The sequence below is a fragment of the Fibrobacter sp. UWR4 genome (genome assembly GCF_003149045.1).
Lineage (GTDB): Bacteria > Fibrobacterota > Fibrobacteria > Fibrobacterales > Fibrobacteraceae > Fibrobacter.
Map to the genome: position 1 here is coordinate 100,206 of NZ_QGDU01000003.1, position 17,626 is coordinate 117,831.

Sequence of the window (17,626 nt, forward strand, 5' to 3'; positions counted from 1 at the left end):
CTCACTGGTTCGCAAGATCCTCGACGGCCTTCTGAGGGGTACTTCCTACTCCGCGAACAAGGGGCTTTCCCTGGTTCTGCTTGAGTACAACGGCATAGCCAAAGCGAAAATCGGCTTCAAGAACAAGCTGGTCGCGAAAGAGGTCAAGGGTGCGGTAAGTTTCTGGATTAGGCATTCTTGTCCTCCTTTTCGATGTTCAGGGAAATGTCGTTGAAGTTGAGGACGATGTTTTCCCAGGCTTCGCCGGAGTCCTTTACTACCTTGCGCTTGAAGTTTATGGACTGCTTGGTGGACTTGACGATGATGGATTCCTTCAAGAGCTTCATTGCCTTCTTCCATTCGTTGTCGTCAATTTCGAGGTGCAGGAGCTTCAGGAGCATGGCGGTGTTGACGCGACCCTGCTTATCCACGTTGAAGGCGTGAGTGATCACCTTGGAGAGGTTCTCGTCGATGCCGTTCAGACGGCCTGCGACCCACTTGTCCACGATGGTCTTGACCATCTGCAGGCGTTCATCGAAGCCGATGTTGTCGTCAATGCGGCGCTCTACGCAGAGGCTCTTGTCGAAGTTCTGGAGAAGGATATTGCCCTTCCACTTTTCCTTGACCTTGTTTTCCTTTGCGAGTTCGTCAAGGTACTTGTCAATGGAGGCGACGATCTTCACCTTTTCGGTCGCCATCTTTTCGGAGAGCTTGACAACGCTCTTGATGATGCTTTCTACAAGTGCGTCGCGCTTCTTGTCGATAGCGGGGATGTACTTATCGGGAACAGCCTGGCCGCGATCGTCGAGCCAATTTCCCTGGGAGTCTTTCTTTGCCATAGTATTACCTATCGGTTTGGGGTTTGTTCTTGTTGAATTGTTCTGGAGGGGTCGCCCCCATGGCCACCAGGGCCTTGATTAGAGTCTTTGCGTCGGCCTTTCCTATCCACTGGATGCAGGACACTCCAGTGAGCCTTTCACAGAAGGCGTTCAGGGCCTTCTTGCGGGCCTCCGATGTTTCCGCCCTGGAGACTTTGGCCCACATGGCTTCTATTGCCCTGAGCTGCGCCGGTGTGGCCTTGTGCTTTGCCCGGTCGCTTAAGTCTGCAAAGCCTCGCGCCTTGCCTGCAACCTGCGAACGGAGAAGCCTTATGAGTGCTGCCCTGGTCTGTGGCGAAAGGTCCTTGGAACTCTTGACACCGTACCGGTCCATAAGCATTGTCCTGTAGGCATCGTCATCCATACCGAGGAGCCTTGCGAGGCCGTGGATCTTCTTGAAGTCCTCGGCCCTCTTGTCTGCCGGGGTAGTCATTACTGGGCCACCACAAGCATCTGGGATGCTGCATCAAGGATTTCTGTATCGAGGGTGTCGCGGGCGTTGTTGCGCATTACCTCGGTACTCCAGAGCACAAGGTGGGAAAGCAGACGGAAGTTGCGACGGCAGAGCTTGGCGGCGTGTTCCACCACGTTGTCCTCGTACAGGCCGAAACGGCTTTCGATGTAGGCCTTGATATCGGCGTTATCCAGGAGCTTTGCACGGCAAGGGGCGGAAATGCGGGAGTTGAGCTGTGCGAAGTGCTGACGGTCGCCCTGCACGTTCTTTTCGAGGCGGGGCATACCACAGAGGGCAATGCCCACGCCCGCCTTGTCATGCACACGGCGGATAAGTTCCAGGGCACGGTAAGGCAGGTGTTCTGCTTCGTCAATGATGATCAGACGACCGGAGTCCTTCAGCTTCTGGTTTACGCGGTTCAGCTTGTCGTGAAGGCTTCCGCGACCTTCAAGGGTAAGGATGTCGCAGAGTTCGTCAAAGAGCGCCTTGGCGGTATAGCCGTGATCCGCTTCCACCATGATGACGGAGGGATGGGCCTTAGCAAATGCCTTGAGGGCCGTGGTCTTGCCGCAACCCGCGTCACCGGTGAGCATTCCGCATACCTGGTGTGTCAGCACAAGGGAACAGAACTTGTGGATGGTCTTGTAGGTCTTGGTGGGGATGATGCCGTCCTTTTGGCGGCTGCGTTCGCGTTCCGCTTCCGTTGCCAGGAAGTCCTTGACCTTTGCGACGATTGCGTCCACGTCACCCGTGTAGGTGCCCTTCAGGAAGTAGCTGAGGGTCGCTGCGGAAATGCCAAGAGCCTTGGCCACCTTCGTCTGGCTTGCGCCGGTCTTTGCGATATATTCGTTGAGATTTTCAATAGTAGCTTCCATTCTATCCTCGATGGTTTCTGGTGTAAATGGTAAGCCTCCGGAAGCGGTAATGACAATGGCTACAAAGAAGGTTTAAATGCTTCCATCGGCTTGAAATTCTAAAGGTCTTTCAGGAGTTCCTTGATATCGTTCTTGACCCGATACCAGGTCCTTACTTCCGGGTTGTTCGGCCCTACAGGTACGACACCCTTGTTTTTGATAAGCATGAGCGCCATTTCGACGTGCCTCTTTTGCGTAGGTCCGGCTACAGCCCTGTAGATTCTCAGAAGTGTCGTACTATCAAACTGCTGCATAAAGTAACCTAACCGTTTGCAAGTTCATCCCAGAGATCGCTAGGTGCTTCTTCCTCGAAATCTTCACCCAGCATATTGATAAAGTCCGCATTGCCAACCAACTTGTCTGCCTTGAGAACAGATGAATCCTTGTCGTGGCGAGTAAGGTGTGTAGGCCCCTGCGGGATGAAGATGTCCTGCGGTCCAACGGCGGTGCGCATTGCCCCGATGTATTCCTCTGCCTGTTCCTTCGTCATTTCCGGGACAATCTCCTTGAGAAGATTTTCTTCGTGACGCTTGCGGGCGACACCTTCCGCGATCTGTGCCTTGCCGATGGCATCGTCATCCTTGACCATGGCACCCACGGCCTGCTGCAGCGTGCATTCGCCAATGAGCTTTCTCTGGCTATCGTATGCCCAGGCAACACGCATATCGTCAGGATCGTAGCGAAGCATGACTTCGCGGCCCTTCCACACCGGCATCCATTCGGCCCAGTACCAGGCATCCAAAGCGGCAATGTGGAAACCCATGTGGACAATCTTCCCGGAAACAGTCCTGCTCGTGAGCAAAGACAAGGTCTCGCGGCTTACACGGCGCATAGGCTCGCGCTTTACAATGAGCTCGTTCCAGAGTTCGGAGCGGGTCTTACCCTCGTGAACCTTGCCCTGGCACGGAAGCCCGGGGAAAACCTCGCGGAGGTATCTGTCGGCAAGCTTTGCGAACTCGTCCCAGGTAAGGAAGTCGCCACTCTTGAGAACACCCTTCAAAGGCTCAGGCTTTTCGACTACGGTACCGCCCTTGAAGCTGTTGAACAGCCTATCAAAACCGTTTTTAATGACCAAAAACTGGCGTTCAATGATCTTTGCACGGGCGTTCTTTACGATGGCGAAGTGCATCTTGATATCGAGACGGCTTGCCAGGGATTCCGTGTACTGTTCGTCTTCGACGATCTTGTGACCACGGCTCTGGCCGGAGAAATCCTTGTTTCGGTATTCGCGACCGTTATCCACGTAGATTTCTTCGGGCAGGCCATAGCGTTCAATGCCGTTGCGGATAGCGCGTAAGGTATTCTCGGTGCCCGGGCTTGTATGGTGCAGGCACCAGCCCATAGGCATATAGGTACGAAAATCCATGAAAAGGGTGATGTAGCAAGTGGCGGGCTTTTCCTGGCCGGGGACCTTCACGAAAACGTCCCATGTACGGGTATCGCCCACCCACACCTGGCCCGCGTTCATGTCTGAATAGTCGCGGTCAAGGTGGTAGCCCTTGTTGTCGTAGAACTTCTTTTTACCCTCGCGGGCAAAGTAAATCACATCCGGGGAAACTTCACGCTGGAGCCTGCGGGTAAAGGCGGACTTGCTCGGGAAATCCTTGTCTCCCTTCACTTCGCCGCGGTCAATAGCCATGCCAAGCGCAATCATGCGGGCGGAAAATACCGAGAGCTTGTTTGCAGTAAGGTATGCCTGTTTGAAGTCGTCGAACCAGCGGTCCTTCACGGTGCTGCCCATGATCTCGCGGTGGTTGATAAGGGCGATCTTGCCGAAGTCTGCTACGACGGAACGCTGGCGGTAGATACTCTGCACCGAAGTCTTCATGTCGGTGTGGCTCTGGTTCCAGCTCTCCACGAACCTTTCGAGCTCGCGCGTGCCCTGGATGCCCTCGCACTTTGACAAGATGACAGACCACTTGTCGAAATTCTTCTTGCTTCGACTTGTGGCGCGTTCATAGGCGCGGTTGGTGGACTCGATATCCTCCTGGGTAGGGGCCACTGCCTGCACCTCTTCCACCTCGGGAAGCGTCTCCAGGATATAGCGGTCGCAAGCCTCCTTCGGAAGGCTCCTGGCATTGATCTTGATCACCTTGCGGCCATTCTCCTCTTCCCACTTGTATTCCCAGAGAGAAAGCCTGTTGCGTACATGCCTCTCGGAAATCTTAAGGAGTTCGGAAACCTTAGACGTACTGATCCAAATCGGCTTCATAAGACTACCCGCGGACTGCACCGGTCTTGATAAGATGATTGAGCAGCGCACCGCTATGGATGCACTTTCCGCAGGTACGCACACCGTTCACGGTGACATGGGAGACACCGTCGCAGATGACGCAGCGGTAAACCTTGTCGCGGACAATCTTGTATGGAATCACTTGTTCAGATTTGAGAAGAGTGGAATCAATCATGTTCAAGTTCCTTAGGCCATGGCCTTGATGATAAGGTTCAAGTGTTGCAGCTGGTTCGTGGCATCGTCCAGCGCATTGTGTGCAGTCTCGGTTACGGCGGCTTGATGTCGCTGTAGATGGACTTCACGGTACGGAAGCAGCGTTCGTTCCAGAACTTCCAGGGCACATTCATGCCCGCCTTCCTGAACGCGTTCGCAAGAATCGGGATATCGAAGCTCGCGCCGTTGCTCCAGATGGTAAACTTGTCGGTGAAGTTGGTGGCAAGCCACATGGCGAAATCCTTAAGCACCGTATCGAGCCTGAGCGACTTCTTCTGACCATCGACAATAGCCATGCGGGCACCCTCGCCCTGGCGGAACCACCACATCAAGGTGTCGGCATCCACCTGGCAGCCATAGTCCAGGGAGTCGGCAATCGCGATGTGCTCGTAGAAACTCTTGAGTTCGCCGCCCCGGTCATAGCCGCAGGCACCCACCGAAAGAATCACGCAGTCGCTAGAAGTGCCAAGGGTCTCGATATCCACCATTACGTTCTCAACAGCCTGGATTGACATTTGCATCCTCCATTTCGCGTTCGCCCTTGGGCGGAAGGCAGCTCTTTTCCAGATGCTTCAAGGTCTCGTCAACGATCCAGGGCATATTCTTGAGCATCTTCGCCTGGATAGAGTAGAACAGGAACTTCGCTTCCACATTGTCCTTGTTGAGCTTGTGGATGCGCTGGCACAGATGCTGCGCATATACGATGAGCTGCTTTTCGAGAACCGTGTGACCAGGCTCGCTTGCAAGCTTCTTCAAGACATATTCATTCATGTTAAAGTTCATATCCCTAGTCCTCCAGAGTTTCGAGTGCCTTGGCCACCAAAAACTTCACGAACTCCTTGTTGTTCGGGAAGGTGTGGCCCTGGTCGTAGAGACGCTTCTTGGCGGCGTTGATCTTGTCGGTAAGCGGACGCGGGAAGGACACGCTCTGGAGATTGCAGGGGAACAGTTCCAGCTGCACGGGCTCCACACCTTCGGAAGGCTCCACCTGGGCGGGTTCCGCGGGCTTGTAGTCGATCTTGCGGCTCACCTTGTACTTGCCGGTCTTGCGGATGGAAGGGAGCACATCCTCAACCACCCACTTTTCGAAGCTGCGGGCTTCCGGCATGTGGGACCGCATGATGAGGCGGTAGAGGTCCGGTTCGGAAATGGCGATCATGCTCTGGGTGCCGCCGTTGGTCTTCACTGTGATCTTCTTGGCAAGCTCCTTGCCGTCTTCAAGTTCAGCGGTATCGTACACCTTGTTGCAGTGCTGCTTGATGACGGATGCGGTTCCCTTGGTGTAGCCAAGAATCTTCACCACATCGTCGGCCACGAACCAGACATTCTTGTTTTCGTCCACGCTCATGCGGATATCCTCGCCGTTGAACATGCGGTAACGGATGCGCAGGGCCTCGGCGGTATTCTGGTCAAGTTCTTCTTCCTTGACCTCCACCAGGGCGTTTTCGGTGGTGGAAGGGTGGACCAAATCGGTCCCCCCTTCGGTGGAAATTTCTTCTTCGATGTCGATAGGGGACTTAAGCATTTTCTGTTTCCTTCTTGATGAGATTGAGTTCTTTAAGGATGGGTTCCAGCTGGAGGTTCTTGCGCCATCCGGTGGCCACTTCCCTTATATACTGGGCGCTGTAGGCCTTTCCGGCCCTTTTGGAGACTTCCTGAGCGGCAGCCGTCCATGAAATTTTCGTTACAGTAAGATTTGCTTCCATTTCGGTTCGCTATCCTTTTTATTAGTTTTTTGTAGTTGTGTTAATCACCACTACAAAACCAAAATTAATCAAAGATTAATCAAATGTCAAGAGAAAATTCACAAAAGATTAATTTTTCTTCAGAAGATGTTCGTAAATTCGCCTCCGAACGTTATGGTACGTTGAAAAATTTCGCTAAAGCTATCGGCGTAAGTCAGCCAAATTTGACGCAAAGTCTATCTGGGAAGAGACCTTTTGGAGCATCCTGGCGAGAAAGACTTGATGAAGTCGGTTTTTTTGAATGGTTGTCTCCAATTAACAAAGAATTAATCAAAGATGAATTAATCAATGTTGAAACAAAATTAAACATTGACATCGACGGAGCCATAGAGCTATCCAACACGCCAGCACCCCGCCTGGCGCAGCTCATGGGCGTAAGCGCCGCCATCCTCGACACCTGGCGCACAGGTGCTTCCACCCCCACGCTTGAACAGCTGGTCAACCTGTTCAACCTCACCGTCGCCCTGGGCCTATCCGCCCGCCACGCACCCCCGAAACCCCTGGATACAGCCGAACCCACCGACGAACCCACCGCGCCCATGCCCCCCGCCCAAGCCACCGCATAATCGGCAACATCATCTACATCGAGAGGTAAGCCAATGAAACGAGACATGGACCTGATCCGTGAAATTCTGCTTGACATTGAAAAAGTTCCTGCTGGTGGCTTTTGGGATGTAGATGCGTTTGCCGTCAATCGTGACCGCAACGAAGTCCTTTACACTCTAAGGATAATGGAACAGCATTCCATGGTTAGCGAATGTACTTCCGAAACTATGGACGGCCTGGATTTTGTCGGGAATGCGGTCTGCATTCTTCCGGCTGGCTACGACTTCCTTGATGCGAGCCGAAACAATACCGTGTGGAAAAAGTTCAAGGACAAGGTGAAGAACGAGGGTATTTCGTTTACCTTTTCTATAGCCATAAAGCTCCTTAAAAAATTAGCGGAAGAAAGTGTGCTTGGATGATGTCGTAGAGCTTCATTGCAGCAAGGACGATCACTGCGCAGTTCACGAAGAACATGAACAGGAATATCCGCATGAATGTTCCTTCGACTTTCTTGAAATCATCGGTTTCAAGTTTGCAGTCTTCCTTAAGGCTGCTCACCCATATTGCGGGCCATGTGAACTGAGCGGCCAGAAGGAGTATGATTTTTGATATGATGGAATTCTTTTTTTTCATTTTGATTTTTCCTTTTTTGAGGTTGTATGCCTACTAAAGTTCAAGTCATATACGATACCGTCCACACCACCGTGTTCGACACCGTGAGGGTCGTTCTGGATGCCTCGTTCACTCCGCAGCTCCTCCGCGACTCCCAGGAGTTCTACAGCAGCGCGTTCGGCGATTTGCTTACGGTGTTTGTATGGATTTCTGGAATATTCACTTTTGCCGTTAGCGTTGTATTCGCCTACAAGATTTATGTTGAAAAAACTGCGATAAAGAAGGCTGTAAAAGAAGCTAACGAGAAAGCCGACGAAGAAATCGAAAAAAGGCTTGACGCCCTTTCCAAGAACATTTTTAATTTGAGAGAATCCGTTTATACAAGTTTCTTTGCTCAGGCTAAACAAAGTGAATATGATTTCAAGGCAAGAGTCTCTTTGCTGACAATTATACTTTCCGACATAAGTCTTCACTTTGACAAGGTTTTCTTGGTACAAGCCTTTACGGCAATTGAAATTCTTTCCGAAATTATTGAAACTGCTGTGAATATGGGGACACCAGAGAAAATTGTTCACGCTATTCTGACCTATGTAGAAGCCATTGAAAAATTCACAAAAGAAATTCAAGTTAGTACCAATGTGGAAGAGGCGAAAAAAGAATTAGACAATGCCAAAAGAACACTTGACGCTATTGAAAAAATCAAACCTGTTCTAATGAAATATTGCAAACAGAATTAGACCGATTCCGAAGAGCATCATTAGCATCGGTAATGCATAAGTAACGTACCATGGAGATTCTGGGTCAATTTTAATTTCGTTCTGACGAAAGAAAATGATCATTGGGGTTCCTTTGTTTGTGCTTGTTGATTTTTGAATTATTTTGTGCTATATTTAGGGCACAGGATGAGTAGCGTCTGGGATTCCCTTACAATTGATGACATGCCGAACGAGGATCTTAAATGGGTTGCCCGTACTATTTCCATTGATGTGGCAAAGCGCATCTGGAAGCGTTTCAGCGGCAATCATGTAGCCTGCCCAGCCAGGATGAGCCCGGATGCAGTGCGCCGCTATATTCGCGAGAACTGCACCAAGAGCGTTCACCAGCTTGCGTTCGAGACAGGCGTAAGCGAACGCACAATATACCGCTATCTTAACTTCCGCGAGAAGCCCGCAGCGGTCGTCGCCCAAAAGAATATCCAGATAAGTCTGTTCGATCATTAGCGCCCCAGCGTGTTCCCGGTGATGTGCATGACCATCATCTTTTCCATTGCCTGGATGTCTTCGTCCTGGAGGATCATATAGGGCCTTGCAGGGATGTCTGAACCGGGGTGGTTTACCTTTTTCCTGAATATGCCTAGGAAGTGCAGGGCCTTTCGGTTCTTCGCCCTGATTTCGTGGGGCCTTGTCTTGCCGCCAAAGTGGAGAATGTGGGCGTATGGCAGCTTGCTTGTCATGATGGTGGTTCCGTCTTCGTCCACGGTGTAGTGGATTCCCTTCATGAGAGCGCCGGTTCCTATCAAGGTCTTGCCCTTGGTCTTCTTTGATTTTGTCCAGGCATTGGGGCGGCCTCCGTTGATAAAGTTCTGCCTTATGCTCTTTACTGCAAGGTTGCCGATGGCGGCAAGGACGGGCTTCGGGTCAATGGCCTTGTCGTGCATCTGCCTTACCAGTCGCTCGAAATTGCGTTTGTCTAGTCTTGCGTTGATGATTTCTGGCATGGGGTTGATATTCCGCTTGAAAAGAGGTATATTATGGGGAGAGGTTAAGTATGATTGAAGTTGGTCCTGAAGTAAAAGAAAGACATTGTTTTTACAAAGAAAAGAAAAGCGATAAAATTTGGTGGGTTGATTTTTTTGATGAAATTGGCCGACTCGCAGTTTCGTTTGACAGAAAAACTATACTCAATCTTTTTACAGATTATCCTCATAAGTTCACTCCAGAACAAAAAGAATTGTTCGATAAAGAAAATCCTTACTGGGCAAGATTTTTAGGGTAGTAACCAGTTACTTTGGCACTTCTCTTTTTTGGTTTTTAGGATCAGTGTTTAAATAGCCTAGCAATTCCTTAAAATTCGGAGAGTCGCTTATTTTAGAGGTCTCTATTAAGACTTCTTTTTGAAGGAACTTTTCTCCTTCGAGCTTACGAGTTTTGGTAGTTCTAAATCGCTTTTTAAGAACATTTACTGTTAATGGATGAAATCCATTTTCATCAATGTGTTTGCTCTGTGTTTCAAGGTATTCAAATTTCTTTCCCGTTTTCCTTATGATCGCGGCGTGTTCGCCACTTGTGTAGAAGTATTCTTTTCCTTCTTCAACATTCCGCAATAGTCTGTCCGCGATTTTAAAGCCGTTATAATCACATTCAACGAATCCTCCTGCTTCGGCTATTTTTTGACTTGTTGTATATTGACCAAATAACCACCTGCTGTCAGCGCCTCTAAAATCTCTGACATCATATCCACACTTGTTTCCGATATATGTTAGAGCCTGTGATGCGCAAGATCCAATCGTCAAATCATTTCCGCTTATTTTTTGAATAATTTCATCTTCTGAAAGTTGAGTGCTCATTATCGCTGGTTCTAAATACTCTACATTAAGTTTTTTGAACTTATCGATAATTTCTTGATAATTGTTTTGTCGCAGTGTTTTTTCGTCTTTCTGACCGCCCTTTGCTGACTCCCGGTCAATAACATCGGACGGTTCCTTATTCTTTGCTTCCGGGAACTTGTCAAACAGCTTTGCCCTTTTCTCCTGGTACTGTTCGCCAAGTCGCTGGTTTTCAGCATCAGCGTCGCCTATGCTGTAGTCCCAGTTTTCGCCAATGTTCGTGGTGTCGCTTGGTGATGTCGGGGCCTTGGTTTCTTTTTCCATTCCAGAGTCCATTTCGTACTTGCTGATGAACTCCTTTTGGCAAAGGCAGCCAAACCCGTTGGGCGGGCTGTGCTTTTCCCACCAAGGGTCGTTTACCGGGAGGACTGTTCCGTTCCATGCCTTGTGTTCCTCGCGGCTCCCAGGGAGCATCATGCAGACATACTTTGCGTGCGTGAATACATCGGGCAAGGCTCTTGCCTGGCGTTCCTGCGCAGCTGCAGCAGCCGTGATGACATTAGTCTGGTAAATGACCTTTGAACGCCAAGCTCCGTATTTGGGCCTCTGCATTTTTGCGTCGAAGCTAGGGTCGGATGCCCGCCATTTGCTTGCAATGTTGTAGAAATTGTCCCGGAAGTCCTGGAGGGTGTCGCCCTTTTCAATGGCCCTTTCAACGGCCTTTCGGAAATCAAGAAGGATGTCTGCACGCATCGCTCCTGCAACGGTGAAGGCACGGGTGTGCATAGCGCCTTTCAGATCATTCCAGCGCTTTGTCGGAAGGTTGATTTTCTGCTTGATGTAGTCAACGGCTTCCTTGTATTCACCCTGCTTGAAATCCAGTTCCTTAGCCACTGATGATACCTGCTTTCTTTAAGATGGAGAAACGGCCCGCAAGGTCTGCGGCAATGAAGGCCTGTTCCATTTCCTTGGCTATGTCTTCCATGGGCATTTCGGCATAGCAGTCGATAAGCTTGTCGCGAACTTCTTCAAGGCTCTTGGCGTTTGCTACCAGTTCGCGGATGGGCGCAAGGATATCTACCTTGTCGCAGTTTTCGGCAAGCTGTTCTGCAAATGCGTTGGCCTGTTGGCGAAGCTCTGCGCTTGTGTTGCGGACTCCCGGTTTCTTAGGCTTTGGGGTGTGCTCTGCGAAGCTGCTTCCGGGTTCGTCTTCGGCCATGGTGAAATACTTGGAGTCGATACCGTAAGTGTCAACGATGTAGTCCTGGTTGAACCTTACGCCCAGTTCCTTGAGCGACTTGTCGCGTTCGATGCGGGATCCTTGCAGGTCTTCCGGGAGGATGATCTGCATCCAGGGAATGTCTTTTTCTGTGGGCCAGTTGATTGCATAAATCCAGCGGATGAGCTGGTTGATGCTGGACTCAATCATTGCGGCATCGTCCATGGCGAGGTTTTCTCGGACTTCATTGTGTACGGTGGCCATTGCCTGTGTGCCGCCGGAACTTGTCTGCTCGGTGGTGAGAGTTTCGCCAAGCCAGGCCTTGCTCATTTCGGAGTCTGCCCAGTGCACAAGTTCCATGTACGGGCTTCCTGCTGTCGCATGGGTTTCCAGGAGTTCCACGGTTCCAGTCTGCGGGATAACGGCTACGGCGTCGCGTACAAGGCCGCTGAGCATTTTCAGGAAGGTGGTTTGCTCTGTTTCGGTGGCGCTTGCGGGAACCTTGCCGATGGCCTTGGGCATTCCGAATTTTTCGGCATAGATCATGAAGAACTTGAGACCGCCCTTCTTGAAGGCCATTGGCCAGAAGCACTTGGAACAGACGGGTACGCCATAGGGGTTGCTTGCGGTGGGTCGGTTCCTTGTGACAAGGAACTTCATGTCGGGTACAATGGTTCGGTTGTTGTTCTTGTCCTGGAAGAGCAGCTTGCCTTCATCGTCGAACTTGAACCATTCCTGTTGGCGGTCCTTGATTGCTGTCGGCAGGATGAGCACGCCCATTTCGGTTTCCACGGTATTCCAGACGATTTCGTGGACTGCGTATCCGTAGCCGATGGCTTCGAGCATCTGTAAGATTGTGTTGCGGAGTTCCAGGTTCCAGAGGTGGTCCTCGATGACCTTTGCCTTCTTGGCGTCGCCCTTGCTTCCGTCGATTGTCCATGGACGGCTAGATATTGCGGCGAAGCGTTTCTGCTTGACCGCGTCGTGGTGGCCGTCGTTGTATTCACGGTACACCTTGATGTTTCCGCCCTGTTCCTTCAGGATTTTGTCGGGGTTTGGCAGATAGTCTTCGCTGGCTACGAATGTGGCTACCGCGCGGGTTGCAATTTCGGTTGCGAGGCGGAGCTGCTTGGCCCCGTTTTGGGTGTCGCTGGGCGTTTTTCTGTTCTTTTTGCTCATACAGTCCTCAGTGGTTTTCTAATCGCGTTGAAAAGCCGTTCAAACTCGTTGAAAAATGATTCTTTTTGGTTCGGTGTCCGTTTGCTTGTCTTTTGACAAAAACGGCTTAGACGGGCCTTTACGGGGCTTTTTCTAATACCCCCCGAAATTCATGGATTCGCGGCTGAACGGATTTGCGGTTTTGACGAATACCGGGCCGCCTTCGCCAGCCACTTTTGCGTGGTTGCAGAGTGCTGCCGCCCAGAAAAAGTCGCCATGGCCCTTGTCGGTGCTCTGCGCATCGTAGCGCACATTGCCGGATGGCGTGACTATCTTTCGGACGGAGTGGAATGATTCCAGCTGCTTGTCGTCTTCGCGTCCGTCAATGTCCGGGAATTTCGGATTCTTGGGGAGTACGATTTTCTGGTCTTCGAAAGCCCGCAAGAGTGTGAGCGCAAGGTCTGCCTTGACGGTGCCTGTAAACAGAACGCCTTCGACCTTTACGCTTCCGAACATTTCGATGGCTTCCTCGGTGTACTGGTCGCCGCATCCGGTGCGGTCGATGCAGGCGCGAACGAGGTTCGGTAGTGCCAGGTACCTGTAGAGTCTTTGTTTCAGGTAGCTCCATTTTCTGTTCTGTATGGCTTCCACGGCTCGTGTCACAAGGCGGTCGCCAAAGTCTTCCATGACGTAGATTACGAAAAGGTGGCGGTGGCGTGCAACGTCGCAGCCCAGGTAGAGGTTCCCCTTTGCCTGTTCCAGGCCTAAGATTCCTTCCTGTTCGCAGCTGTGGATTAGGTCATAGCTGAGCATGGCCTTTGATTCGTCCTGCGGGTTACAGCAGTATTCCTCTTGCCAGATGGCTTCGGTCATACATCCGCGATGTTCGTTTTCGAGCCATTCCTCGCGTTCCTTCTTGGTGAGCTTTCGCCCGCAAATTCTATCGGCGACACCTTCTTCTACGGCGAGCTGGATTGGTACTCGGTGGACGCTGTAGTTGATTTCCCCCTTTAGTACCTTCTGGATGAGCTGATAGAACAGGGAGTTTACACCGTTGTGCGTTGATAGGATTCTGATGGAGTAGCCCCACATGGCGGCAGGCTTTGCCGCTGCCCACATCTTCATGTCGTTGTCATGATGTGCAGCTTCGTCCCATACGATTTTACCGCCCTTGGAGCGGAATGCCTTCGGATTACTGGATAGGACATAGATTTTCGAGCCGTTGTTGAACTCGATAACCTTGGATTTAATGCCCTTGTCCTCGTCGGCAAATTCGCATTCTTCCACTTCGCCGTTGTCAATTTCGGCCAAGAGCTTTGCCAATGCGTTGAGCTTTGTTATCCAGTTTTCGCAATAGTCGATGTATTCGCCCGCGGCGGTCATGTCGGCGGAAGAGAAAAACACTTTGAGTCCAGGCTGTTCGATGCAGTCAACCACATCTTCGAAGCTCTGGACCCATGTGCCACCGATGCGGCGGGACTTTTCGAAAATTTTAACCTTGCTCTTGTCGAGGAGCCAGCGTTTCTGGTAGGGGAAAAAGAGTTCTTCTAGCTCTTTGGACATAGGCCGAACATTTCCTTTGCTTTCTTGATGGCGATTTTCTGCCGTTCTTCGGGGGATGTTTCGCTCTTTTCCTTCTTGGGTGCCTTGGATTCGTATTCACGGCACTTTTCGGCTGCACTGATGAAGCGTTCCAGGTCTGCAACACGCTGGCTGGAAACGGGAACTCCGTTGAGTTCGTCCTGCTTGATTCTCCTGGTCTTGATTTCTACGATGTCGAAAAGACTGTGGTGGCAGTAGCTTTCGCTTGTGCCAAGGCGGGTTCGTTCCAGGTCCCATTCTCCCGCAGCCTTCCAGTTCTGGAGTGTGCGGGTAGAGACTTTAAGTTCGCGGCTGATTTCTGCGAGGGTGAGCTGATGGATTACGTACGGTTCCTTTGCCTTTGGCTCTACATCCTTCTTGCTCATTGGTTCCTCCCGGAGTGTTCGATGCAGCAGGCCCTGATTGCTTCCATGGCGTGCTTCTGGTCGTCGCTGTACTTTTGCAGCAGCGCTTCCCAGCGCACCTGGTCATTGGCAGCGTTCTTTTCCCACTTTGTGTTTTCGTTCGAATAAAAGACCATTAGCATGAGCGCAAAGATGATGCCCACGCCAAACTGTTTCATGGCCTCTTTCCAGAAATTCTTGTCCATATAGTACCTCCGCCCAAACTTAATGAAAGACCTCTGACAAAGGACATGACAGTGTCATGACCTAAGTCGGTGTGGTTCTCGTAGATTTGGGGCATGAACAAGAAGAAACTGAAATCTGATGAATTGCAGAGCTGCTGGATTGAAGCTTTCAAGACCGGCGAAGTGACCGACATGGCTGGCAATGTCCACAACTTTTCGGAGAGCGATCTTGAAGAGCTGAACGAGGGTATTCACAACCAGGTCAAGGGTGGTTACCAGCCGCCCATGGTCAAGGGCCACCCGAATGTCGATGATCCGCGCGTTGCAAGCATTGTCGATAGTCGTGTATCTGACAAGGATGGCGGCAAGGTGCTTGAAGTCAAGGTTGACGATGTTGACAGTAATTTTGCCGAAGAGGCGAAGGCTGGCAACTACAAGTACGTTTCTGCAGCCATCTACAAGAGCCTTAAGAAGGGTTTGCGACATCTTGGCGCTCTCGGGGCTGTAGCACCGGCCATGAAGGGAATGGCCCCCATCTGCTTTGGCGAGGGAAACTTTGCCGAAATTGACCAGGGGGAATCCGAGCAGGACGTGTGCGTTTTTGCCGAGTCCTACTCCTGGGACCGCCTGGTGCCGCGTTCCGTTTTTGAACGCCTTGTGTATAAGCTTTCCAGCCTTGCAGGGCTTTTTCGCTCCCAGCGCGAACTTTTGATTGAACAGAAGAGTATCGAGGAAGCTGACAAGATTTACCCGGAAAGCCTTATCAAGGATTTGGAAAGTATTCCGGACACTTTGCGTGATGATGATTCCTGGCCGAAGCAGAATCCGCCAGCACCTCCCGCAGAGTCTGCATCGAACTTTGCTGCTGAAAACCCGAATGGTGAACCTGCCGTAGAAGGCACTGACAACGGTGCCACGGCAGGGGAACCTTCGGACAACGAAACTACCGGTCACGAACGCTCAGGCGGTGGTGATCCGAAGCCTACAACTCCCTCCCCGAGCGAACCGACTTCTAGTGGTGTAGGAGAAGGTAATTCCGACGAGACGGAGCGGCTTCGCGACGAGAATGCGTCGCTCAAGGCAGAAGTTGAATCTCTTAGGGCAGACAAGCTTGCTGCCAAGAGAACCGCTGCCAGCGCCGCGTTCTCCGAGACTTTGGATGCCGCCATTGCCGATGGACGCTGCAACCAGGATTTGAAGAACACTTTTATGAAGGTCTTCGGAATGGTACAGTCTGTGCCTGTGGATGGTGACGGTTGCTTTGGCGAAGGCGAAGAACGCGTGAACCCTGTAGATGTTTTGAGCAATGCCGTGAAGGCCTTGCCCAAGATCGTCGCTCTTGGGGAGTCCGTAATGTTCGCAGAAAAGCCTACCGTAACGGCATCTCAGCGTATTAGCCAGTACATGGCAGAACAGGAGTCGAAGGGCCGTAAGCTGACTTACGCCCAGGCCGCCTCTGAAATCTTTCACTAACAAGGAGTTCCCATGAAGGGTAACATTCTCAACTTCACTGCAGAAAATGCAGTCCCCGCCTTCCGCTTTGCCACTGTAGGCTCTGCGGATGGTAACGTAAAACTTGCTGCAGCCGGTAATGCCGTTATTGGCGTATCTACCGATGTCGATACCGATGTAGGCCATCCTTGCGATGTGCAGCTCGACGGCATTGCCCGCGTCGAAGCAGGCGGCGCTGTTACTTACGGCGGCATGATTGGTGCTGGCGAAAACGGCAAGGCAGTTGCTGTTGCATCCGGCGAAGCTATCGGCATGGCTCTTGATAGCGGTGTCGCTGGTGACGTAATCCGCGTACTCATCGTGCGTTCCTATGTGGCCCCGGCTGCTTCCCAGGAAACTTAAACCAAAGGACAAAAAAACATGAAGAAGATGACTAAAATCGCTCTCGTGCTTATTTCTCTTGTGTGTGCCGTTTGCGCTTTTGCTGGCACCGACACACTTACCGCCTGCGGCGTTCCGCAGATCGTTTGCGACCTCTTTGGCGCATCTTCCGGTGCCTTGACCGCTGGTACCATGCTGTTCCCTGTTACTGAACAGCAGACCGGTATCGTCATTGCCTACCAGAACAAGAAGATGATCGCCGATGAAGTGATGCCTATTGACAAACTCGAAGGCAAGGAGCTTTCCTTCAAGTATTTCAAGCGAACCCTTGGTGATGCCTTTACCGTGCCCGATACCAAGGTGGGCCGTGCATCTGAACCGAACCTTATCCACCTATCCGGTGAAGAAGTTGCCGACTTCGTTGTTGCCCATGGTCTTGAAGACTTGATTCCCAAGGAAGACCTGGAACGCGTTGTCGATATGTCCCGTTATTCCAACACTCGCCTTGAATACATGATGAATCTCTTGCTTCTTGGCCGTGAAAAGGAAGTTGCCGATATTGTGCAGAATGCCAGCAATTACGGCACCGGCTGTAGCCATACCTACGAAAATGCCGAAGGTATGGGCGCTACTGGCTTCGATATCGTGGCAACCATCATGGAATACCTTGAAAAGCCGTTTGCCCGCCCGAACATCCTTGGTATGGGTGCAGCTGCTTATCACAAGCTCCGCATGGACCCGAATGTGCTCAAGGCTATCTACCCGACCAGCAACGGTTCCGGCGTGGCTACCCGTCAGCAGCTCTGCGAACTCTTCGAAGTGGATAAGATCATCGTTGGCGAAAGCCGCGTGAACACCACCAAGAATTCCAAGACTCCGACCCTTGAACGCTGCTGGGGTTCCAACATCTGGGGTCATTACCAGGAACCGCTTTCCAGCCTCAAGGAAGGTATTGCCTGGGGTATTACCGCCCAGGTTGGCGACCGCATTGTCGAAGTCATCGACAAGCCTGAAAAGGGCCTTAAGGGTAGCGAACTGGTCAAGGTTGGCTTCTACCAGAAGCCGGTCGTAACCGCAAAGGATGCAGGCTTCCTGCTCAAGAACGTGGTCAAGACTGCCTAAGGGTA

At 51.4% G+C, this 17,626-nt stretch carries 25 protein-coding genes; 8 read left to right on the forward strand and 17 right to left on the reverse strand.

What is annotated here, in order from left to right; genetic code table 11:
• Position 1 precedes the first annotated feature (1 nt).
• The 10 genes from BGX12_RS15435 to BGX12_RS02220 all read right to left on the reverse strand — a co-directional run bounded on the left by BGX12_RS15435 (position 2) and on the right by BGX12_RS02220 (position 6,377).
• Entirely contained in the window at positions 2-175 is a 174-nt protein-coding gene (locus BGX12_RS15435) for a hypothetical protein (protein ID WP_158278143.1), read from the reverse strand.
• A complete protein-coding gene (locus BGX12_RS02175) occupies positions 168-818 on the reverse strand; it encodes a DUF3164 family protein (RefSeq protein WP_109734458.1) in 651 nt (216 codons plus the stop codon). Before BGX12_RS02175 ends, BGX12_RS15435 begins: the two co-directional genes overlap by 8 nt.
• 4 nt (positions 819-822) lie before the next feature.
• Positions 823-1,290, reverse strand: a complete 468-nt coding sequence (locus BGX12_RS02180) for a regulatory protein GemA (protein WP_109734459.1) — start codon at positions 1,288-1,290, stop codon at positions 823-825.
• On the reverse strand, positions 1,290-2,186 hold the full coding sequence (locus BGX12_RS02185; RefSeq protein ID WP_101479440.1) for an AAA family ATPase: 897 nt from the start codon (positions 2,184-2,186) through the stop codon (positions 1,290-1,292). Before BGX12_RS02185 ends, BGX12_RS02180 begins: the two co-directional genes overlap by 1 nt.
• A 301-nt stretch (positions 2,187-2,487) precedes the next feature.
• A complete protein-coding gene (locus BGX12_RS02195) occupies positions 2,488-4,437 on the reverse strand; it encodes a Mu transposase C-terminal domain-containing protein (RefSeq protein WP_109734460.1) in 1,950 nt (649 codons plus the stop codon).
• 4 nt (positions 4,438-4,441) lie between these two features.
• A complete protein-coding gene (locus BGX12_RS02200) occupies positions 4,442-4,633 on the reverse strand; it encodes a hypothetical protein (protein WP_109734461.1) in 192 nt (63 codons plus the stop codon).
• A 91-nt stretch (positions 4,634-4,724) separates the two neighbouring features.
• Positions 4,725-5,192, reverse strand: coding sequence for a 3'-5' exonuclease (locus BGX12_RS02205; RefSeq protein ID WP_109734462.1), 468 nt, complete (start codon positions 5,190-5,192; stop codon positions 4,725-4,727).
• A complete protein-coding gene (locus tag BGX12_RS02210) occupies positions 5,167-5,454 on the reverse strand; it encodes a hypothetical protein (RefSeq protein ID WP_109734463.1) in 288 nt (95 codons plus the stop codon). The genes BGX12_RS02205 and BGX12_RS02210 overlap by 26 nt, the downstream gene beginning before the upstream one ends.
• A 4-nt stretch (positions 5,455-5,458) precedes the next feature.
• Entirely contained in the window at positions 5,459-6,196 is a 738-nt protein-coding gene (locus BGX12_RS02215; RefSeq protein ID WP_109734464.1) for a BRO family protein, read from the reverse strand.
• The gene (locus tag BGX12_RS02220; protein WP_101479434.1) at positions 6,189-6,377 is read right to left on the reverse strand and encodes a hypothetical protein; all 189 of its coding nucleotides are present in this window, start codon (positions 6,375-6,377) and stop codon (positions 6,189-6,191) included. Before BGX12_RS02220 ends, BGX12_RS02215 begins: the two co-directional genes overlap by 8 nt.
• Positions 6,378-6,460: 83 nt before the next feature.
• On the opposite strand from BGX12_RS02220, the gene BGX12_RS02225 reads away from it, so the two are divergent.
• Together BGX12_RS02225 and BGX12_RS02230 are read left to right on the forward strand one after the other, a co-directional pair.
• A complete protein-coding gene (locus BGX12_RS02225) occupies positions 6,461-6,982 on the forward strand; it encodes a hypothetical protein (RefSeq protein WP_109734465.1) in 522 nt (173 codons plus the stop codon).
• A gap of 33 nt (positions 6,983-7,015) precedes the next feature.
• Positions 7,016-7,381, forward strand: a complete 366-nt coding sequence (locus BGX12_RS02230) for a DUF2513 domain-containing protein (RefSeq protein WP_109734466.1) — start codon at positions 7,016-7,018, stop codon at positions 7,379-7,381.
• Here BGX12_RS02230 and BGX12_RS15270 read toward each other — a convergent pair.
• Positions 7,347-7,595: a hypothetical protein gene (locus BGX12_RS15270; protein WP_112131904.1), complete on the reverse strand. Its 249-nt coding sequence runs from the start codon at positions 7,593-7,595 to the stop codon at positions 7,347-7,349. The two genes, BGX12_RS02230 and BGX12_RS15270, sit on opposite strands and share 35 nt — an antisense overlap.
• 26 nt (positions 7,596-7,621) lie before the next feature.
• On the opposite strand from BGX12_RS15270, the gene BGX12_RS02240 reads away from it, so the two are divergent.
• A complete protein-coding gene (locus BGX12_RS02240; protein ID WP_109734468.1) occupies positions 7,622-8,311 on the forward strand; it encodes a hypothetical protein in 690 nt (229 codons plus the stop codon).
• A 165-nt stretch (positions 8,312-8,476) separates the two neighbouring features.
• A complete protein-coding gene (locus tag BGX12_RS02245) occupies positions 8,477-8,794 on the forward strand; it encodes a hypothetical protein (RefSeq protein ID WP_101479430.1) in 318 nt (105 codons plus the stop codon).
• Here the strand turns inward: BGX12_RS02245 and BGX12_RS02250 are convergent.
• Positions 8,791-9,291, reverse strand: a complete 501-nt coding sequence (locus tag BGX12_RS02250; RefSeq protein ID WP_109734469.1) for a phage virion morphogenesis protein — start codon at positions 9,289-9,291, stop codon at positions 8,791-8,793. The two genes, BGX12_RS02245 and BGX12_RS02250, sit on opposite strands and share 4 nt — an antisense overlap.
• 50 nt (positions 9,292-9,341) lie before the next feature.
• Between BGX12_RS02250 and BGX12_RS02255 the strand changes: the two genes are divergently transcribed.
• Positions 9,342-9,569 (forward strand): hypothetical protein, encoded by a 228-nt coding sequence (locus BGX12_RS02255; protein WP_073230719.1) that lies wholly within the window; start codon positions 9,342-9,344, stop codon positions 9,567-9,569.
• A 7-nt stretch (positions 9,570-9,576) separates the two neighbouring features.
• On the opposite strand, the gene BGX12_RS02260 is transcribed toward BGX12_RS02255, so the two are convergent.
• The 5 genes from BGX12_RS02260 to BGX12_RS02280 form a co-directional block, all read right to left on the reverse strand.
• Complete coding sequence (locus BGX12_RS02260; protein WP_109734470.1) at positions 9,577-11,013, reverse strand: phage minor head protein; 1,437 nt, start codon at positions 11,011-11,013, stop codon at positions 9,577-9,579.
• Positions 11,006-12,517 carry a DUF935 domain-containing protein gene (locus BGX12_RS02265; protein WP_109734471.1) on the reverse strand — a complete coding sequence of 504 codons (1,512 nt, stop codon included), beginning with the start codon at positions 12,515-12,517 and terminating at the stop codon, positions 11,006-11,008. Before BGX12_RS02265 ends, BGX12_RS02260 begins: the two co-directional genes overlap by 8 nt.
• Positions 12,518-12,649: 132 nt before the next feature.
• Positions 12,650-14,059, reverse strand: a complete 1,410-nt coding sequence (locus tag BGX12_RS02270) for a terminase large subunit domain-containing protein (protein WP_109734472.1) — start codon at positions 14,057-14,059, stop codon at positions 12,650-12,652.
• A complete protein-coding gene (locus BGX12_RS02275; protein ID WP_109734473.1) occupies positions 14,044-14,463 on the reverse strand; it encodes a hypothetical protein in 420 nt (139 codons plus the stop codon). The genes BGX12_RS02270 and BGX12_RS02275 overlap by 16 nt, the downstream gene beginning before the upstream one ends.
• The gene (locus tag BGX12_RS02280; protein WP_101479424.1) at positions 14,460-14,687 is read right to left on the reverse strand and encodes a hypothetical protein; all 228 of its coding nucleotides are present in this window, start codon (positions 14,685-14,687) and stop codon (positions 14,460-14,462) included. The genes BGX12_RS02275 and BGX12_RS02280 overlap by 4 nt, the downstream gene beginning before the upstream one ends.
• A gap of 93 nt (positions 14,688-14,780) precedes the next feature.
• Here BGX12_RS02280 and BGX12_RS02285 point away from each other — a divergent pair, with 93 nt between their 5' ends.
• From BGX12_RS02285 to BGX12_RS02295, 3 genes are read left to right on the forward strand one after another with little or no spacing between them, the layout of a single operon-like run.
• Positions 14,781-16,139, forward strand: coding sequence for a hypothetical protein (locus BGX12_RS02285; protein ID WP_109734474.1), 1,359 nt, complete (start codon positions 14,781-14,783; stop codon positions 16,137-16,139).
• A 12-nt stretch (positions 16,140-16,151) separates the two neighbouring features.
• Positions 16,152-16,520 (forward strand): hypothetical protein, encoded by a 369-nt coding sequence (locus BGX12_RS02290; protein WP_101479422.1) that lies wholly within the window; start codon positions 16,152-16,154, stop codon positions 16,518-16,520.
• A gap of 18 nt (positions 16,521-16,538) precedes the next feature.
• A complete protein-coding gene (locus BGX12_RS02295; RefSeq protein WP_109734475.1) occupies positions 16,539-17,621 on the forward strand; it encodes a hypothetical protein in 1,083 nt (360 codons plus the stop codon).
• Positions 17,622-17,626 lie beyond the last annotated feature (5 nt).

Excerpts from the sequence above, each read along its gene's own strand:
- BGX12_RS15435 (WP_158278143.1), bottom strand. The coding sequence starts at position 175 with ATGCCTAATCCAGAAACTTACCGCACCCTTGACCTCTTTCGCGACCAG.
- BGX12_RS02175 (WP_109734458.1), bottom strand. The coding sequence starts at position 818 with ATGGCAAAGAAAGACTCCCAGGGAAATTGGCTCGACGATCGCGGCCAG.
- BGX12_RS02180 (WP_109734459.1), bottom strand. The coding sequence starts at position 1,290 with ATGACTACCCCGGCAGACAAGAGGGCCGAGGACTTCAAGAAGATCCAC.
- BGX12_RS02185 (WP_101479440.1), bottom strand. The coding sequence starts at position 2,186 with ATGGAAGCTACTATTGAAAATCTCAACGAATATATCGCAAAGACCGGC.
- BGX12_RS02195 (WP_109734460.1), bottom strand. The coding sequence starts at position 4,437 with ATGAAGCCGATTTGGATCAGTACGTCTAAGGTTTCCGAACTCCTTAAG.
- BGX12_RS02200 (WP_109734461.1), bottom strand. The coding sequence starts at position 4,633 with ATGATTGATTCCACTCTTCTCAAATCTGAACAAGTGATTCCATACAAG.
- BGX12_RS02205 (WP_109734462.1), bottom strand. The coding sequence starts at position 5,192 with ATGCAAATGTCAATCCAGGCTGTTGAGAACGTAATGGTGGATATCGAG.
- BGX12_RS02210 (WP_109734463.1), bottom strand. The coding sequence starts at position 5,454 with ATGAACTTTAACATGAATGAATATGTCTTGAAGAAGCTTGCAAGCGAG.
- BGX12_RS02215 (WP_109734464.1), bottom strand. The coding sequence starts at position 6,196 with ATGCTTAAGTCCCCTATCGACATCGAAGAAGAAATTTCCACCGAAGGG.
- BGX12_RS02220 (WP_101479434.1), bottom strand. The coding sequence starts at position 6,377 with ATGGAAGCAAATCTTACTGTAACGAAAATTTCATGGACGGCTGCCGCT.
- BGX12_RS02225 (WP_109734465.1), top strand. The coding sequence starts at position 6,461 with ATGTCAAGAGAAAATTCACAAAAGATTAATTTTTCTTCAGAAGATGTT.
- BGX12_RS02230 (WP_109734466.1), top strand. The coding sequence starts at position 7,016 with ATGAAACGAGACATGGACCTGATCCGTGAAATTCTGCTTGACATTGAA.
- BGX12_RS15270 (WP_112131904.1), bottom strand. The coding sequence starts at position 7,595 with ATGAAAAAAAAGAATTCCATCATATCAAAAATCATACTCCTTCTGGCC.
- BGX12_RS02240 (WP_109734468.1), top strand. The coding sequence starts at position 7,622 with ATGCCTACTAAAGTTCAAGTCATATACGATACCGTCCACACCACCGTG.
- BGX12_RS02245 (WP_101479430.1), top strand. The coding sequence starts at position 8,477 with ATGAGTAGCGTCTGGGATTCCCTTACAATTGATGACATGCCGAACGAG.
- BGX12_RS02250 (WP_109734469.1), bottom strand. The coding sequence starts at position 9,291 with ATGCCAGAAATCATCAACGCAAGACTAGACAAACGCAATTTCGAGCGA.
- BGX12_RS02255 (WP_073230719.1), top strand. The coding sequence starts at position 9,342 with ATGATTGAAGTTGGTCCTGAAGTAAAAGAAAGACATTGTTTTTACAAA.
- BGX12_RS02265 (WP_109734471.1), bottom strand. The coding sequence starts at position 12,517 with ATGAGCAAAAAGAACAGAAAAACGCCCAGCGACACCCAAAACGGGGCC.
- BGX12_RS02270 (WP_109734472.1), bottom strand. The coding sequence starts at position 14,059 with ATGTCCAAAGAGCTAGAAGAACTCTTTTTCCCCTACCAGAAACGCTGG.
- BGX12_RS02275 (WP_109734473.1), bottom strand. The coding sequence starts at position 14,463 with ATGAGCAAGAAGGATGTAGAGCCAAAGGCAAAGGAACCGTACGTAATC.
- BGX12_RS02280 (WP_101479424.1), bottom strand. The coding sequence starts at position 14,687 with ATGGACAAGAATTTCTGGAAAGAGGCCATGAAACAGTTTGGCGTGGGC.
- BGX12_RS02285 (WP_109734474.1), top strand. The coding sequence starts at position 14,781 with ATGAACAAGAAGAAACTGAAATCTGATGAATTGCAGAGCTGCTGGATT.
- BGX12_RS02290 (WP_101479422.1), top strand. The coding sequence starts at position 16,152 with ATGAAGGGTAACATTCTCAACTTCACTGCAGAAAATGCAGTCCCCGCC.
- BGX12_RS02295 (WP_109734475.1), top strand. The coding sequence starts at position 16,539 with ATGAAGAAGATGACTAAAATCGCTCTCGTGCTTATTTCTCTTGTGTGT.